Raw genomic sequence first — 15262 nt, forward strand, 5'->3', positions numbered from 1 at the left:
ATGGCGCGGCGTCAAGCGCCAGGTGGCGCGCATTATCCCGGTGCAGCCAGTGCGTAGCAAATGCAGGTTACATTTTGCTCAATGGAAATGGGCCAGCTGGTTCGTGGGTAAATATCGTTTTGCCATTATCCACATCCGGATGAGCGTGTATGTCGGCTCTATCCGGCCATCTTGACTGGGATTGCCGCTTTTTTATTAAGAGATTTCGTCTGACCCTGTAGTCCTCTTTCCAACAAGGTAGCGAAGCGACGCTCGGGACCACTACACTCGATCATTCTTTGATACACGGAGGTTTTGACATGCGGCGAGTGGTGTTTAATCAAAAAGGTGGCGTAGGCAAATCCAGCATTGCCTGCAATCTGGCGGCGGTCAGCGCCAGCGAGGGCTATCGCACCCTATTGGTGGATCTCGATGCCCAGGCCAACTCCACTCAGTACCTGACCGGACTCACTGGCAATGACATCCCGATGGGCATAGCCGATTTCTTCAAGCAAACGTTGTCTTCCGGACCGTTCTCCAAGAAAAACCAGGTCGATATCTACGAAACCCCCTTTGATAATCTCCACGTCATCACCGCCACCGCCGAATTGGCTGACTTGCAGCCCAAGCTGGAGGCGAAACACAAGATCAACAAGCTGCGCAAACTGCTGGACGAGCTGTCTGAGGATTACGACAGGATCTATCTGGATACGCCTCCAGCTCTGAATTTCTACGCAGTATCGGCGCTGATTGCCGCCGATCGAGTGCTAATACCCTTCGATTGCGATAGTTTTTCGCGTCAGGCGCTGTATGGTCTGTTGGCGGAGATCGAAGAGCTGAAAGAGGACCACAACGAAGGTCTGGAAGTAGAAGGCATTGTGGTTAACCAGTTCCAGGCCCGGGCAAGTCTGCCCCAGCAAATCCTTGATGAGTTGATTGCTGAAGGATTGCCGGTGCTACCGGTTTACCTCGGCACATCGGTGCGCATGCGAGAGTCGCACCAGGCCAATACACCGCTGATTCACCTGGATCCGCGGCACAAGTTGACCCAGCAGTTTGTGGAGCTGCATAACCTGCTCGAAAACGCCTGAAGGTCAAAAAATCGCAGCCTCCGGCAGCTCGTACAGGGACCGAGGTGGTCCAAAATTTCTGTAGGCGCCGCCCAAGACTGCGATCCTTAAAGCGGTTGTCAGATTCCTTGGCTACGCAACCAACTCATCAACTGCGGCAACGCAAGCGCCCCGCTCTGTCGCGCCACTTCCCGACCGTTCTTGAACAAAATCAGGCTGGGGATCGAGCGAATCCCCAGTTGTGCCGACAATTGCTGGTTGGCCTCGCTGTCCAGCTTGGCCAGCCGGCATTTACCCGCCAACTGCGCGGCAGCCTGTTCGAACACCGGCGCAAATGACTTGCACGGCCCACACCATTCGGCCCAAACGTCCACCAGCAACGGCAGATCGCCCTTGATCTGGCTGGCGTAATCACCCTGTTTCAGCTCAAACGGTGCATTCAGCAGCACCTGAGCCTTGCAGCGGCCGCACTTCGGCTGGTCGGCCAGGCGCTCGGCGGGGATGCGATTGAGCCCGTTGCAATGGGGGCAGGGAATGAGGAGTGGGTCGGTCATGAGGCGTTCCTGGAAAGAAGGTTTGTCGGTAGCGACTTTTATCGGACAACCATCACGAAGAACAACTGATCTCCAGATGCTTGCCCCACTCTGGCGGCCGTTCGGCGTAGGCCTCCATCCCTGGCTGCTGCTCGAATGGATTGCTCAGCACCGCATGCAGTCGGCGGACTTCTGAATAGTCACCGCTCTCAGCAGCATCGATGGCTTTCTGTGCCAGGTAGTTGCGTAAGATATACAACGGGTTGACCGCATGCATGCGTTGGCGGCGCTGCTGTTGATCCGTCTCGCCATCGCGGGCAACCCGGGCGATGTAGAGCTCGGCCCAGGCATCGAAGCTCTTGATATCGACGAATTCATCACGCAGTCGGGCAACCGACATTTCCACGGAATCTTCACCCAGGCGGCGGAAGAACAGGGTGTAGTCGACTCCACTGTTCTGCATCAGTTGCAGCAAGTGTTCGAGCAGTTTCTGGTCATCGTCCTCGGCGGTGGTCAAGCCGAGGCGACGGCGCATCAGGTCCAGGTAATGGGCCTGGTACAGCGGCAAATACAGGCCCAGGGTTTCGCGCAAGGCTTCCACGCTGATGAACGGGGTCAGTGCTTGGGCGAGCGCGCTGAGATTCCATTGGCCAATCGGTACCTGGTTGCTGAACGAGTAGCGGCCCTGATCATCGGAGTGGTTACAGATAAAATTGGCGTCGAAGTCATCAAGGAACGCAAACGGCCCGAAGTCGAAGGTGATGCCCAGGATCGACATGTTATCGGTGTTCATCACCCCATGGCAGAAGCCGTAGGCCTGCCACTTGGCGATCAGCTCGGCGTTGCGTTCGACGATCTCGTGAAACATCGCCAGGTAGGGTTCCGGCTGTTCCAGGCATTCGGGAAAGTGCATGGCCAGCAGGTGCTGGCCCAGTTCGTCCTGCTGTTCGGGACGCTTGGTGTAGTAGAAATATTCGAAATGCCCGAAGCGGATGTGGCTGGGCGCCAGACGCAGGACCATGGCCGCCCGCTCCTGCTTCTCGCGCCAGACCGGGGTGTCGGAGGCGATCACGCACAGTGCGCGGGTAGTGGGAATGTTCAGCGCGTGCAGCGCTTCTGAGGCAAGAAATTCGCGGATCGAGGAGCGTAGTACCGCGCGACCATCACCCATGCGCGAAAACGGTGTCTGGCCAGCGCCTTTGAGGTGCAGGTCCCAATGTTCGCCGGCCTGGTTATAGACCTCGCCCAGCAATAGGCCGCGACCGTCGCCCAGTTGGGGGTTATAGGAGCCGAACTGATGGCCTGAATAGATCATCGCCCTGGGCACTGCGTCGGCCCAGAGCTTGTGGCCACTAAACAGCTCGGCGAACTCCGGGGTTTGGGCCTCGGCCGGGTCGAGGTCGAGCAGCGCCATGGCTGCAGGACTGACCACCACCAGGCGTGGATTGTCGATCGGCTCAGGCAGCACATGGGCCGAAAATGCATCACCCAGGCGGGCGAAGCGGTTATCGAAGGTCAGTTCGTCGAGGGCTTTCACCGGCCATCTCCAGCAGAATGTCCAAGCATTCTGCTAGGGATAGGCGGGTTAGTCGAGCTTGGCGGCAGGCGGTTCCTGCGGTGGTTTGCCATCGACGGGCGGCACATTGGTTTTGATTTCCGGTTCAATCGGCACCATTTTGTATTCCTGACCGTTGAGGTTCTTGAGGTAGACCTCCATCTGCCGGAACGAAATGTTGATGTGCTGCTTCTTGAACTCGCGATTGATGAAACGGTTGACCTCGTCGAGTACCGGGTTGCGGTCGCCGAGGTCACGTACATGCATGCGCAACTCGTGGTCTAGGGTGCTCTCGCCGAAGCTGAGGAAGAACACATGGGGTTCCGGATCCTTCAGGACCCGCGGGTTTTCCCGGGCAGCCTTGAGCAATAGCTCTTTTACCAGGTCCAGGTCCGAACCGTAATCGACACCCAGCTTGAGCGTCACCCGGGTGATGGTGTCTGTCAGGGACCAGTTGATCAGTTGGCCGGTAATGAACGTCTTGTTCGGGACGATGATGTCCTTGCGGTCGAAGTCGGTGATAGTCGTAGCGCGGATGCGGATTTTGCTCACCGTGCCCGACAGGTTGCCGATGGTAATGGTGTCGCCAATCCGCACAGGACGCTCGAACAGGATCATGATGCCGGAGATGAAGTTCGCGAAGATCTCCTGCATGCCAAAACCAAGGCCGACCGAGAGCGCTGCCACCAACCATTGCAACTTGTCCCAGCTCACGCCAAGGGTCGACAGGGTCGAGACAAAACCGACGCCGGCAATTACGTAGGACAACAGCGTGGTCGTGGCGTATGCACTGCCCTGCGCCAGGTTCAGCTTAGACAGGACCAGCACTTCCAGCAGCCCGGGCAGGTTGCGGGCGAGGGCGAAAGTGATGCCGATGATGATCAGTGCGCCGAGCATGTCACCGATGCTGATCGGCACCATGCTCATGTTGGCGCCCGTACCGCTGGTGTATTCGTAGAGGGTGATGTTGTCCAGGTAAGAGAACACGGTGATCAGGTCCGACCAGACCCAGTACAGGGCCGCCATGAAACCACCCAGCAACGCCAGGCGGATCAGGCGCAACGACTGTTCGTTGACCTTCTCGATGTCCAGTGTCGGCTCTTCGATCACCGCTTCGCCATCGCCGGCTTCTTTGGCGGCCTGGCGCTTGGCCAAGGCGCGCTGATAGGCCAGGCGTCGGGCGGCAACGCTGAGGCCGCGCACGAATGTGGCTTCAATTACCAGCCAGAACATCAGCAGGTACAGCGTATTGATCAGACGGTCACTGAGTTTCAGCGCCGTATAGTAATAGCCGAAGCACACCGCGACGAACAACGCGATGGGCAGCGCGGTAAACAGGATGCCCACGGCCTTGCGGAACAGCGAGGCGTTCTGGTGAGTCGGGCTGCTGATCAGCAGACGGCTGAGCAGCCAGGCCATCAACGCATAACAGGTCAGCACCACCGGCATGCCGAGTACATCATCGGCCAGCGCCGCCGGTTGCAGCTCGGCGACTGCCACCACGGCAACCAGGGCCATCACCACCAATCCGAGTCGACGAACCCAGCCCTGCAGGAATTCGACCTGGGGCTTCTCCCAGCGGAAATGCAGTTCCGCCACGCCACCCTGCGCCAATATGCGGTACGCGGTGTAGAACACCAGCCAGGCTTGCGCCATCTGCAGCAGTGCCGCGCCCATGTTGGTGTTCTGCCCGCGGGCGTCGATCTGCAGGGCCAGGCCGCACAGGGCCAGGCCCAGGGACACCGGCATCGCCAGCAGAATGTTGATCAGAATTGCCTGCGGTGTATGCCACTGGCTGTCACGCTTGAAGTGGCCGATGTCCTGGTGGACCTTGTTCAGCCGAGCGTATAGGTTCTTGCGGCGCCAGAGCAGCGCACCGATCAGCAACGCCAGGGGCAGGAACAGCAGCGGACGCTGGGTCAAGCCGTCGGACAGCTCGCTCAGGCTCGAGGCCCAAGGCAGCGTGGTGACCTGGCGCTGCAGACGCTCCGGCACGCTGTGCATCCATTCGAAATCCAGCGGTTTGTTGCTGGGAATCCAGAACATCTGCTCGTCGAGGGTCGCGCGCAAGTTTTGCGCAGTGCTCAGCAGTTGTTTCTGGTTGATTTGCAGAGTGATGGATTCGTTGAGTACGGCGCTCAGTTCGCGGTTCAGCCGCTCCAGCAGGTCTGCCCGGGTATTGGCCAGCTCCAGCAGGCTCTTGCGCAGTTGCGGGGTAACTTGTTCCGGCGGTTGGGCGGACAGCAGGTTGTCGACGTAGGTGGCCGGGTTGCTCAGCAGCTCCCGTTGCTGGCTTACGTCGAACTGGTACAGGCGAATGTCGGCGATCTGGTCCGCAAGGTCGCGATCCAGCTTGAGGCGCGGCAGGGCCTGCTTCTGTTTGTAGAGAATCTTCGACAGTAGCAGGCTGCCTTTGAGCACGTTGATTTGCTCGTCCAGGGCCGAGTCGCTCTGGGTGACGCTGTCTAATTGCTGTTTGGTCTGCAGGTTCTGCTGGGTGACGATGTTAAGGCGGTCAGTGGTTTTGAGCAGGTAGTCGGACAGTTTCAGGTTGATCGAGCTTTCCGTGGCCAGCAAGCTGCTACCCCCGGCCTTTTGCGCCTCAATGGACTGCTGCGTCACAGTCTCTTGGGATTGTGCCAGGCGCTTCTGGTTGATCAGGTTCTGCAACTCCTGGATTTCCTGATCCAGGCGATCCGATTTCTCCGTCAGCAAGTCATGTTGGCTGTTGCCCAGGTCCTGCAACTGGCTGTTGCCCGCCAGTTCCTGGCGACGCAAGGGAATCAATGCGTTCAGTGCGGCGAGTTCGGCGTTGAGCTGGTCGCGCTGTTCGCTGCTCAGGGTCTTGCCCGCGTCCTTGCCGGCTTTGAGAATATTGTTGATCTGCTGGATGCGTGTCTGGCTGGCGGAAATCTCTGCCTGGGCGCGCTCGGGTCGGGTCTGGGCAGTGATGACCAGGCTGTTGGCATCCGCCAGGGCCTTTTGCAGATCGCTTTGCTGGGTAGAGCGCTCGGTGAGCATCTGCTCCAACTGCTGGATCGAGAGGCTGGCGAAGCGCTGCTCCACCGGCAGCACCTTGGTGCCCTTGAGGCGCACCAGTTCGCGCTGGTTCTCTATGTTCTGCTTGGGCGCGGTAGCCAGTTGCTGCTTGAGCGCTGCCAGTTTCTGCTCGTAATCGCGCTGATTGTCGAGCTGGGTCAGGGTGTTTTGCAGGATGCTCTGCAGGGCTTTCTGATCGGCTTCCGGCAGTTTGCGGTCGGCAATCTTGTCCAGGCTCGCCTGCACGGCTTCGCTGGTAGGTGGCTCGGCGGCTTGCAACGTACCGACAGATAGGCTCAAGCCCAGCAGGGCCATGAAGAAAAAGGTGCGCAGGGTTGACATAGAGACCGATCGAATGCTGGCGAAGTGTGGAGTTTAGAGGAAGAGTCCCGGACCCGGGCGACTTCCTTCGGGGAATCTGACGCCGACTTTGCCAATCTTGTTCCCGTCCATGACCGCGACGGTCCAGATGGTACTGTTCCACTCGACTTGGTCTCCCACTACCGGCGCCCCACCCACTTTTTGCGCGATGAAGCGGCCCAGGGACATGTCCGGGTCGATGCCTTCAACCTTCAACCCATATAGGGCAGCAACCGCAGCCAGCTGGGCATCTCCTTCGAGAACGAAGTCGCCGAAAAAGCGCAAATCCAGCCCCCGTTGCGGGGCCTGGCTGAAGAGTTTTCCCAGGGCTGGAAGGTTGTGTTCGTGGCCGATAACACAGAGTAAATCGTCGACTTCGAGTGCCGTACTACCCGACGGATGGAGCAGTTGCTGGCCACGAAACAGGGCCGCAATGCGGGTGCCTTCCGGCATTTTCAACTCGCGAAGGGGCGAGCCGATGCACCACTTTTCGGCGCCGAGGCGGTAAACGAACAGCTCCCACTCACTGGTTACATGCACTTCCAGCGCGGCCCGGGAGATCGGCAAGGGCTCAGGCGGAACCGTTACCTTGAGCAGTTTTGCCACCCAGGGCAGGCTCGTGCCCTGCACCAGCAGCGACACCAGCACGATAAAGAATGCGAGGTTGAAGTAGAGCTGGGCATTGTGCAGGCCGGCCATCAGCGGGAACACCGCAAGAATGATCGGAACCGCCCCCCGCAGTCCCACCCAGGAGATAAAGGCTTTTTCGCGGCCATGGAAGGCTTTGAACGGCAGTAGGCCGACCACCACCGACAGCGGCCGTGCGAACAGGATCATCCACAACGCCAGGCCCAAGGCGGGCAGGGCGATCGGCAGCAAGTCGTGGGGTGTTACCAGCAGGCCGAGCACCAGGAACATCCCGATCTGCGCGAGCCAGGCCATGCCGTCGAGCATGTGCAGGATGCCATGACGGCTACGCACGGGGCGGTTGCCGATCACCAGGCCACACAGGTACACCGCGAGGAAACCGCTGCCGTGCAACGCATTGGTTAGCGCGAACACTGCAAGACCGCCGGCGATCACCAGGATCGGGTACAGACCGTTAGCCAGGTTGATCCGGTTGACCAGTTGCAACATGACCCAGCCGCCGCCCAGGCCGATTAGGCCACCGATTCCGAACTCACGCACCAGATGTCCCAGCAGGCTCCAGTGCAAACCGGTCTCGCCACTGGCTAGCATGTCGATCAAAGTTACGGTGAGGAACACCGCCATCGGGTCGTTGCTGCCGGATTCGATCTCGAGGCTGGCGCTGACCCGCTCGTTCAGCCCTTTGCCGCCCAGCAGCGAGAACACCGCAGCGGCATCGGTGGAGCCGACGATGGCGCCGATCAGCAAGCCCTGGATCATGTTCAGGTTGAACAGCCAGGCTGCCGCCATGCCGGTCAGCCCAGTGGTGATCAATACCCCGACCGTTGCCAGGGACAGTGCTGGCCATAAGGCCACGCGGAAGCTGGACACCCTGGTTCGCAGGCCGCCGTCGAGCAGGATGACTGCCAGTGCCAGGTTGCCGACCAGATAGGCCGTCGGGTAGTTATCGAAAATGATGCCGGCGCCGTCAACCCCGGCAGCCATGCCCACGGCCAGGATGATCACCAGGATAGGAATGCCCAGGCGCGACGAAAGTGAACTCACCAGAATGCTCGCACCTACCAGCAACGCGCCGATCAAGAACAGGCTGTTGATGGTCGTCGCATTCAAAGGCAGTACTCCAGAAAGCTGAAAGGCGGGCGCAAACTGACCATGCAGTCTGCGTGCCAGCGATTCTAACCTGTTGAAATGTGATGCTGTCAAAAAGCTTTGACTACAACGACCGCTCTCTCAGGTTGAGCTCCATTTCTTTGGCGAGGGAGCTCGCTCCCGTTCGGCTGCGAAGCAGTCGAAAAACAGCCTGCACATTAAATGTTACCCACGGTGGCGCCTGCTTGGGCCGCTACGCAGCCCAGCGGGAGCAAGCGCCCTCGCCACAGAGGCAGTGCGAGTCGTTACAGGCTGAACCGTCCAACCATCCCATTCAGGTCCACTGCCAGCCGCGACAACTCATTACTGGCCGCACTCGTCTGGCTTGCCCCGGTTGCCGACTGCACCGACAGATCCCGGATGTTCACCAGGTTGCGATCTACTTCCCGTGCCACTTGGGCCTGTTCTTCCGCCGCGCTGGCGATCACCAGGTTGCGCTCGTTGATCTCGACGATGGCATTGTTGATCGTGTCCAGCGACAGACCGGCGCCGCGGGCAATGTTCAGGGTCGATTCGGCGCGCTCGGTGCTGTTGCGCATCGAATCCACCGCATGCTCGGTGCCGCTCTGGATGCTGCCGATCATGCGTTCAATTTCGCTGGTCGATTGCTGCGTACGGTGGGCCAGTGCGCGAACTTCGTCCGCCACCACGGCAAAGCCGCGACCGGCTTCGCCGGCACGGGCCGCTTCGATCGCGGCGTTCAGCGCCAGAAGGTTGGTCTGGTCAGCCAGCCCGCGAATCACATCCAGGACCTTGCCGATATCCCGGGACTCGTTGGCCAGGTCGCCGATCAGGGTCGCGGTGCTCTGGACATCCGCGCTCATGCGTTCAATGGCGCTGACGGTTTCCTGGACCAGATCGCGGCCGTCGCCGGCAGATGTGGTGGCGTTTTTCGACGCTTCGGAGGTGCTGACCGCGTTGCGCGCGACTTCTTCCACGGCGCTGGTCATTTCGTTCACCGCAGTGGCGGCCTGTTCGATTTCGTTGTTCTGCTGGGTCAGGCCGCGGGCACTTTCATCGGTGACACTGTTGAGCTCTTCAGCTGCGGAGGCCAGTTGAGTCGCCGAGCCGGAAATCCGCTGCAACGTGTCGCGCAGTTTTTCCTGCATTTTCGACATGGCTAGCAACAGACGACCTGCTTCATCTTCGCCATCGACGGTTATCAGGCGAGTCAGGTTGCCCTCGGCGATGGCTTCGGCGGCGTCCAGGGCATTGGCTATCGGCTTGGTAATGCTGTTGGTCAACAACCAGGCGAACAGCAGGGTCAGGCCTGAGGCCAGGACCAGCAGCGCGACAACCAGGTTGAACGCTGAGGAGTACTGGTCGGCAGCCTCCTGGCCGGTTGCGGCGATCTGCTGGGTATTGATCTCCAGCAACCTGGCGAGTGCGGTGTTGACAGCCTCGGAATTGGCCAGCAGCTCGGTGTTGAGCATCATGTGCAGGTCTTCGACCTGATTGTTGCGCGAGAGGCTCTTCATCCGCTCTTCAAGCTGACGGTATTGCCCCAGCAGTTGCAGGTACTGGTCATAGGCCGCCCGCTCGACTGGCCCGTCAATCAACGGTTCGTAGGCTTTCTGCGCATCGCGGATCTGCTGATTGCGTGTCTCGATCAGCTCATAGGTTTTCTGCTGCACGTCGGGTTCGCGGTTGGTCAGTAAGCGGTAGGACAGGACACGCAGGCGTAGGGTCAATTGCGTAAATTCGTCGAGGCTTTTCACACTGGGCACGCTGGCGGAGGCAATGTCTTCACCCGCCGCGCGGATCTTGCTCATCTGGTTCAAGGCAAATACCCCCAGAACCAGCATTAAACCGCCAATCAGGGCGAAACCGAGGAACGCCCGCAGAGCGATATTCATATTACGAAGGTACATAGTGTTTACCGGGAAAAGCGCATCCATGCGGCGCTGAGACTGTCGTATGAAGGGCTTATCGGTCATACGACTAAAGTCTTGAGTGGCTGCACGTATTTGTCGCATTCACACCGCGCCCCTGTATGAGCGAGCTCGCGATGGTCGTAAACGATGACGCGGGCAGCCTGACACCCCGCTTCGGCCTCACGCTTCTCGTGGGAACTCCGCGCGGAGCAGGCTCACTCCCGCAAGGCGAACTGTGCTGTCAGGGGACCTATCGGGCATGTCCAGGTAGCGTCGCCATGCTTTATTTTTTTCAACCCGGTCAGGCCCAGTGCTGCTCTCCATTCCTTGATTGTGCGGTTGATGCGTGCTGCCGAATCATTGGCATCATCAACCACGTGGGATTTACGGTGTAGGGCCGTTGTTGCCACTTGCGGATGGAGGTGTAGTAAGTCAATCAACGCACACCAGTTGCACTGTGTGGTTCGGGTCTCCCAGGATCTTGTCAGTCCAGACTTCAAGTGTTCGCACTTGTTCTGGAGAAAGGTCGTAGCCATCAAACTCATCCTCCGGTGTTTGCCAATCCATTAGTTTTACTAGGTCTTCGTGATGGGTGTTGGGTACTTCCACACTCAGGAGAAGTTCCTCCGTCTGTCTGTTGAAGACTTCGATGACATGCTTCATTTTTCTACTTTCCTCGACGGGTTGGCAGGCTTGGTTTGTTCCCCTGATTGCGGGTCGTACTCTCCAAGATGTTTTCCTTGCTTGGTGTACATCTCAACGGTTCCATGTTGGGAGTCCCACTCATAAATTCTCCCTGAAGGGTCCTTCCATCGCCGACGTTTTTTACTACCCCCACGCACTGAGGTTTTCAACGGGGCAGGTTTTACATCTGGAAAAGCTGGGAGAGTCGTTGGAGCAGGGTGGTATTTGTAATCTCCAGGTGCGTTCAGAACGATGTAGATCGATTCCAGACCTGCGTCCGCAGGAAACGAAATGATCGCATCCTGATACTCGGGCGGATGTTCCGGGTTCACCAGTGCTTTATTGACCTGCTCGGTGGGCGGGTACACCCATACAGACGGTAGTTGCGGGGCGCCTGCGAGGTCGGGAATGCCGAGTACATCATCAGGGTTTTCTGCAGGCGTCCAAATAAGGCCGATACCGTTACCGATGTCAGCAACAAATTTATCACCTTCCTGAGTGGCCTTGATAACAGGTACAAATTCCCAATCTTTTTTCCCCCCCCGTGTAAAAGCCGTATGCGCTCACGGAGCCATCCGGCAATGTCTTAACGTTGATGCGGACACGAGTTCGCCCTGCATCGAGCAACGCATATTGGTCGTTTTTGTAGAAAGCGCTGTCGGGAGAAATACTGGTGTTGGGCATCAGCAGCGCTACCGTTCCGACCGCAGCGCTAGTCAACACAACCGCTGAGCCTGTTAGTAGACTCAGTGCAAGAGAACCACCGAGACGTTGGGCAATGACGACACCCGTTGCCGAGCCTCCCACCAGTTTCAGGGGTATTCCTTCGGCGGTGATCGTTGCCCCGGTGCCAAGCACTGCCCACAACCCATAGTCGGCCAGTTTCTCGACGGGGACAAACCCGGTCGAGTTGTTGTGATTAATTACGCCGTCTGGAAGGTTGCAGCTTTTGGCGAACACGCAACCTCTGGTATTGGGCTTCGCCTCTGGCTGCGAGGTGCGTTCGTTCCGTCGGACTTCATCGCGAGCCAGTGCTTCTTTATATCGAAGAATGTCGGCCTCCTGACGCCGAATGTTGTCTGGGCTCGGTTTGCGTGGGCTACAGCGGGGACAGCCGCACATATAGAAGCTTCCATACTTTCGATGAAAAGCTCCACTCTAGCTGGGAGTTCAAGTGCTGGCTGTAGGGCTATTCCTAAATGCCATACTCCGTTTTCCCTCCACCGCCGGCCAAGGTGGACAAACCTGTTCCTACAGGTCCCGGGAACTCAGTTTCTTGCATCAAAATGCGTCTGTCCCGGAGGCTACACGGCCTTGCGCCGTTGCCTACAACTGAGCCAGAATCCGCCGGCTTGTGTGCCTTGGGGGGCGTCGATAACTTGGTTCGCGTCACTGATCCTCAGTGATCGGGTTTAGTAGCCCGTGGTTTTCCGGGGCGTATAGCGCATCAGACAGTCAGGTATTTCATCCCTGCACTTTTTGGTGGCTGTGCGCAGGGCGCTCTAGGGCGCGCCGGCTTCCTGGATTCCCGGTCTACTAACCTGCGTACAGCTACCACCTCTTGTTTAGTAGCTCGAAAGTGGTCGCACTGATATTGGTATCCAGGAAATGCTTAAATCGACTAAAAATCCGCCGGATAACGACCCGGCCGCTCAATCCGAATCAACCGATTCAGAAAAACTCGGCCAGCACCCACGCAAACCCAGCGCTATTTTCCTCATCGCCCCCGAGATCGACAACCAGCCCTTGCTGGAATACGCCTGTGAATCGCTGGCATCAGCAAATGTCATGGCGAGTGATTTCGTAAGATTTCTGCAAGGATCGCAGTGCAATACACTGCTGGGGATTCAGCAGTCGATCATGCTGGGAGAACTTGCGGTGAACCGCGTGCTGGACAATCTCGATCCGCCCGGCTAACCGACGGATATTGTAGGAGCGGGCTTGCTCGAGAAGACGGATTGGCATTCAACAAATATGCTGTCTGTTAAATCGCTATCGCGAGCAAGCTCCTCCCTCAGGGATCGCATTTTCACATCAGCGTCATGCGTACATGCTTAAGTTTTCCTTTTCGGGGAGAACACTATGAGCGAATTCGACCTCGGCCGCCGTCGTTGCATATAGACCGTCGATGCCGAGCTGTTGTTGCCAGGCCTGGCGCCGGCCGTCATTGCCTCGGTCAAGGACCGGCCGCAACTCACCGATGTGGCGGGGTCAACCCGGACATCGGCAGCATGCGCATCTACGATGCCATGCGGTTGCGCCTGTCAGACTTCTTTAGCCACAGCGGCGACACCATCAACGCCGAAGGTCTCATACCTGCACAGCTCACAACATAGAGCGACCGCGTATGGTGCAGCACTCGGATTGGCGATTTGCCGGAATCGGAGTTTTTGCCAGAGCAGCAGTTCGCAGTCGGTTTGGTGGTCGCGCAGATGGCGGGCGAATTGGCGTTGGTCGGGAGTGGGGTGGGTAGGCTCGCTCCTGCAAGGTATTTGACGAGCTTGGCGACGAAGTGCGGGAACCAGATCCACCTATCACAGTCTCTAAAGCTCGCGAGAAAGGTCGCTCGCCAGGAAAAACAAGGCCTTGCGCCTGAATACCCCTGGCTTCCATGGTGACTTTTCTTTATCGTACGCGCCCTTTGAAAATGCCCGGAAAATCAAAATGTTGGAAGCATCCCTTAGCCAATTGGAACAGTTGGTCAGTGACCTGGTACAACAGAACCAAGCCCTGCTCGCCACTAACCAGACCCTGAGCGCAGAATTGGCTCAGGCCAAGGATGAAAACGAAAACCTGCAACTGAACCTGATGGAGCAGGAAGAGAAACACGGCGCCACTGCAGCGCGCATCCAGGCCTTGGTTGAGCGCGTCAGCGCCGGCCCAGTCAGCGCATGAGTGAGGGCGCCGCAGGGGTGAAAGTCGTCTCCATCCTGGGGGAGGACTATTCGATCAGGGCGCCGGCTGGGGAGGAGCAGACCCTGCTGGACGCCGCGCTGATGTTGAAGGCTGCACTGGCTGACACCAAGAAGAAGTACCCGACGCTGATCGGTGATCGGCTACTGGTGCTGGCGGCTATGAACCTATGCTCTCAGCAGATCGAAATGCGCAAACAACACCAACTCGAACTCGACCGTTATCAAGAGCAAGTCAGCGCCACGGTTGAAGTGATCGCCAAGACCATCAATCAAGCCTGATTGCCTTTGCGCACAACCAAAGAATAAATTGTCGACTTGTTTGTATACAATCGGCACGGCTGTTGCAGTGTTTCAGCCTCTTATTCTTTGGGGGTGCTCCATGCAGTTCTGGCGTCGCAGTATTCAATGGCAGCTGATCCTGAGCATGGGCACCGCCCTGCTGCTCAGCGTGCTGATCGTAGTTGGCATTTATACCCTTGTGGTCAATCGTCTCGCCCAGAGCTATCTGGTTGAGCAGGCGCTGCCGTCCAGCATCGAAGCGATGCGCAACGATATCGAGCGCATCCTTGTTCAACCGCTCACCGCCGCCAAGGATATCGCCAGCAACACCATGGTGCGCGACTGGCTGGCTGGGGGCGAAAACAGTGCCCAGGCCACTGGCTTTGTCAGCTATCTGGAAGGTATTCGCGCCGAGCACAAAGCCTTCACCGCGTTGATGGTGGGCACTGAGTCCAGCCACTATTACACCGAGAAGGGCCTGGACCGCACGCTTAGCCGTGCCAATCCCAAGGATGCCTGGTTCTACTCATTTCTCGACAGCGATCAGCCGCGCACGCTCAATATCGACAATGACACCGCGACCGGAGAACTGGCGCTCTTCATCGACCTCAAGGTCGAGCAGGCTGGTAAGGTTGTGGGCGTTGCCGGGCTTGGCCTGAGCATGAAAGAGTTGTCGGAACTGATCCACAACTTCAGTTTCGGTGAGCGCGGCAAGGTCTATCTCGTGCGGTCTGACGGTTTGATCCAGGTTCATCCCGAGGCTCGGTTCAGCGGCAAACGCACACTTGCCGAGCAAATTGGTGATGCAGCAGCCCGGGCTGTCATGGGTCAAACAACTGCCGCCAGCAGTTACTTCATGCGCGAAGATGAAGATTTTCTGGCGCTGAGCTTGCCCTTGAGGGACTTGGGATGGACGTTGGTGGCCGAAGTGCCGCAGTCGCAGATCTACGCCGAAGCTCGTCGCGCCATGTGGATCAGTGGTGGCATTGGCCTCGCCGTCGCGCTGGTGTGCCTGCTGTTGGTGGTGTTGCTGGCCCGCGGGCTGGTGCGGCCGATTCGCCAGGTAACAGCGGCGCTGGTAGCCATCGGTAGCGGTGGTGGAGATTTGACTCACCGCCTGGATTCCAGTCGAGCCGACGAGCTCGGAGATCTGGCGCGAGGTTTCAATCGATTTCTC

The 15262-nt window shown here is 58.3% G+C and carries 10 protein-coding genes and 4 pseudogenes; 6 read left to right on the forward strand and 8 right to left on the reverse strand.

The genetic code is table 11. The features are described 5' to 3' along the window. Positions 1 to 299 precede the first annotated feature (299 nt). Complete coding sequence (locus L9059_RS22865; protein WP_045061909.1) at positions 300 to 1070, forward strand: ParA family protein; 771 nt, start codon at positions 300 to 302, stop codon at positions 1068 to 1070. 98 nt (positions 1071 to 1168) lie between these two features. On the opposite strand, the gene trxC is transcribed toward L9059_RS22865, so the two are convergent. The 8 genes and pseudogenes from trxC to L9059_RS22900 all read right to left on the reverse strand — a co-directional run bounded on the left by trxC (position 1169) and on the right by L9059_RS22900 (position 11944). Beyond that, the gene (gene trxC, locus L9059_RS22870; protein ID WP_247293176.1) at positions 1169 to 1603 is read right to left on the reverse strand and encodes a thioredoxin TrxC; all 435 of its coding nucleotides are present in this window, start codon (positions 1601 to 1603) and stop codon (positions 1169 to 1171) included. A gap of 52 nt (positions 1604 to 1655) precedes the next feature. Then, positions 1656 to 3119 (reverse strand): protein adenylyltransferase SelO, encoded by a 1464-nt coding sequence (selO, locus tag L9059_RS22875; protein WP_247293177.1) that lies wholly within the window; start codon positions 3117 to 3119, stop codon positions 1656 to 1658. 48 nt (positions 3120 to 3167) lie between these two features. Then, on the reverse strand, positions 3168 to 6518 hold the full coding sequence (gene mscK / locus L9059_RS22880) for a mechanosensitive channel MscK (RefSeq protein ID WP_247293178.1): 3351 nt from the start codon (positions 6516 to 6518) through the stop codon (positions 3168 to 3170). A gap of 33 nt (positions 6519 to 6551) precedes the next feature. Continuing rightward, positions 6552 to 8294, reverse strand: a complete 1743-nt coding sequence (locus L9059_RS22885; RefSeq protein WP_247293179.1) for a potassium/proton antiporter — start codon at positions 8292 to 8294, stop codon at positions 6552 to 6554. Positions 8295 to 8578: 284 nt separating this feature from the next. Then, on the reverse strand, positions 8579 to 9451 hold the full coding sequence (locus L9059_RS31065; protein ID WP_428480295.1) for a methyl-accepting chemotaxis protein: 873 nt from the start codon (positions 9449 to 9451) through the stop codon (positions 8579 to 8581). Next, positions 9434 to 10309 (reverse strand): annotated as a pseudogene (locus tag L9059_RS31070) (MCP four helix bundle domain-containing protein); the annotation flags it as partial. The pseudogene L9059_RS31070 and the gene L9059_RS31065, both read right to left, overlap by 18 nt. Positions 10310 to 10639: 330 nt before the next feature. After that, positions 10640 to 10870 carry a DUF7683 domain-containing protein gene (locus L9059_RS22895; RefSeq protein WP_247293181.1) on the reverse strand — a complete coding sequence of 77 codons (231 nt, stop codon included), beginning with the start codon at positions 10868 to 10870 and terminating at the stop codon, positions 10640 to 10642. Continuing rightward, a pseudogene (locus L9059_RS22900) lies at positions 10867 to 11944 on the reverse strand (colicin E3/pyocin S6 family cytotoxin). The gene L9059_RS22895 and the pseudogene L9059_RS22900 overlap by 4 nt, the downstream one beginning before the upstream one ends. A 555-nt stretch (positions 11945 to 12499) precedes the next feature. Between L9059_RS22900 and L9059_RS22905 the strand changes: the two are divergent. The 5 genes and pseudogenes from L9059_RS22905 to L9059_RS31080 all read left to right on the forward strand — a co-directional run. Further along, complete coding sequence (locus L9059_RS22905; RefSeq protein ID WP_247293182.1) at positions 12500 to 12808, forward strand: DUF6124 family protein; 309 nt, start codon at positions 12500 to 12502, stop codon at positions 12806 to 12808. A gap of 290 nt (positions 12809 to 13098) precedes the next feature. Further along, a pseudogene (locus L9059_RS31075) lies at positions 13099 to 13224 on the forward strand (hypothetical protein); the annotation flags it as partial. Positions 13225 to 13555: 331 nt separating this feature from the next. Then, the gene (locus L9059_RS22915; RefSeq protein ID WP_045061903.1) at positions 13556 to 13786 is read left to right on the forward strand and encodes a hypothetical protein; all 231 of its coding nucleotides are present in this window, start codon (positions 13556 to 13558) and stop codon (positions 13784 to 13786) included. Further along, on the forward strand, positions 13783 to 14085 hold the full coding sequence (locus tag L9059_RS22920) for a cell division protein ZapA (protein WP_247293183.1): 303 nt from the start codon (positions 13783 to 13785) through the stop codon (positions 14083 to 14085). Before L9059_RS22915 ends, L9059_RS22920 begins: the two co-directional genes overlap by 4 nt. A 145-nt stretch (positions 14086 to 14230) precedes the next feature. After that, positions 14231 to 15259: pseudogene (locus tag L9059_RS31080) on the forward strand (HAMP domain-containing protein); the annotation flags it as partial. Positions 15260 to 15262: the final 3 nt, after the last annotated feature.

Origin of the sequence: Pseudomonas violetae (genome assembly GCF_023072615.1) — a bacterium.
GTDB classification, from domain to species: domain Bacteria; phylum Pseudomonadota; class Gammaproteobacteria; order Pseudomonadales; family Pseudomonadaceae; genus Aquipseudomonas; species Aquipseudomonas violetae.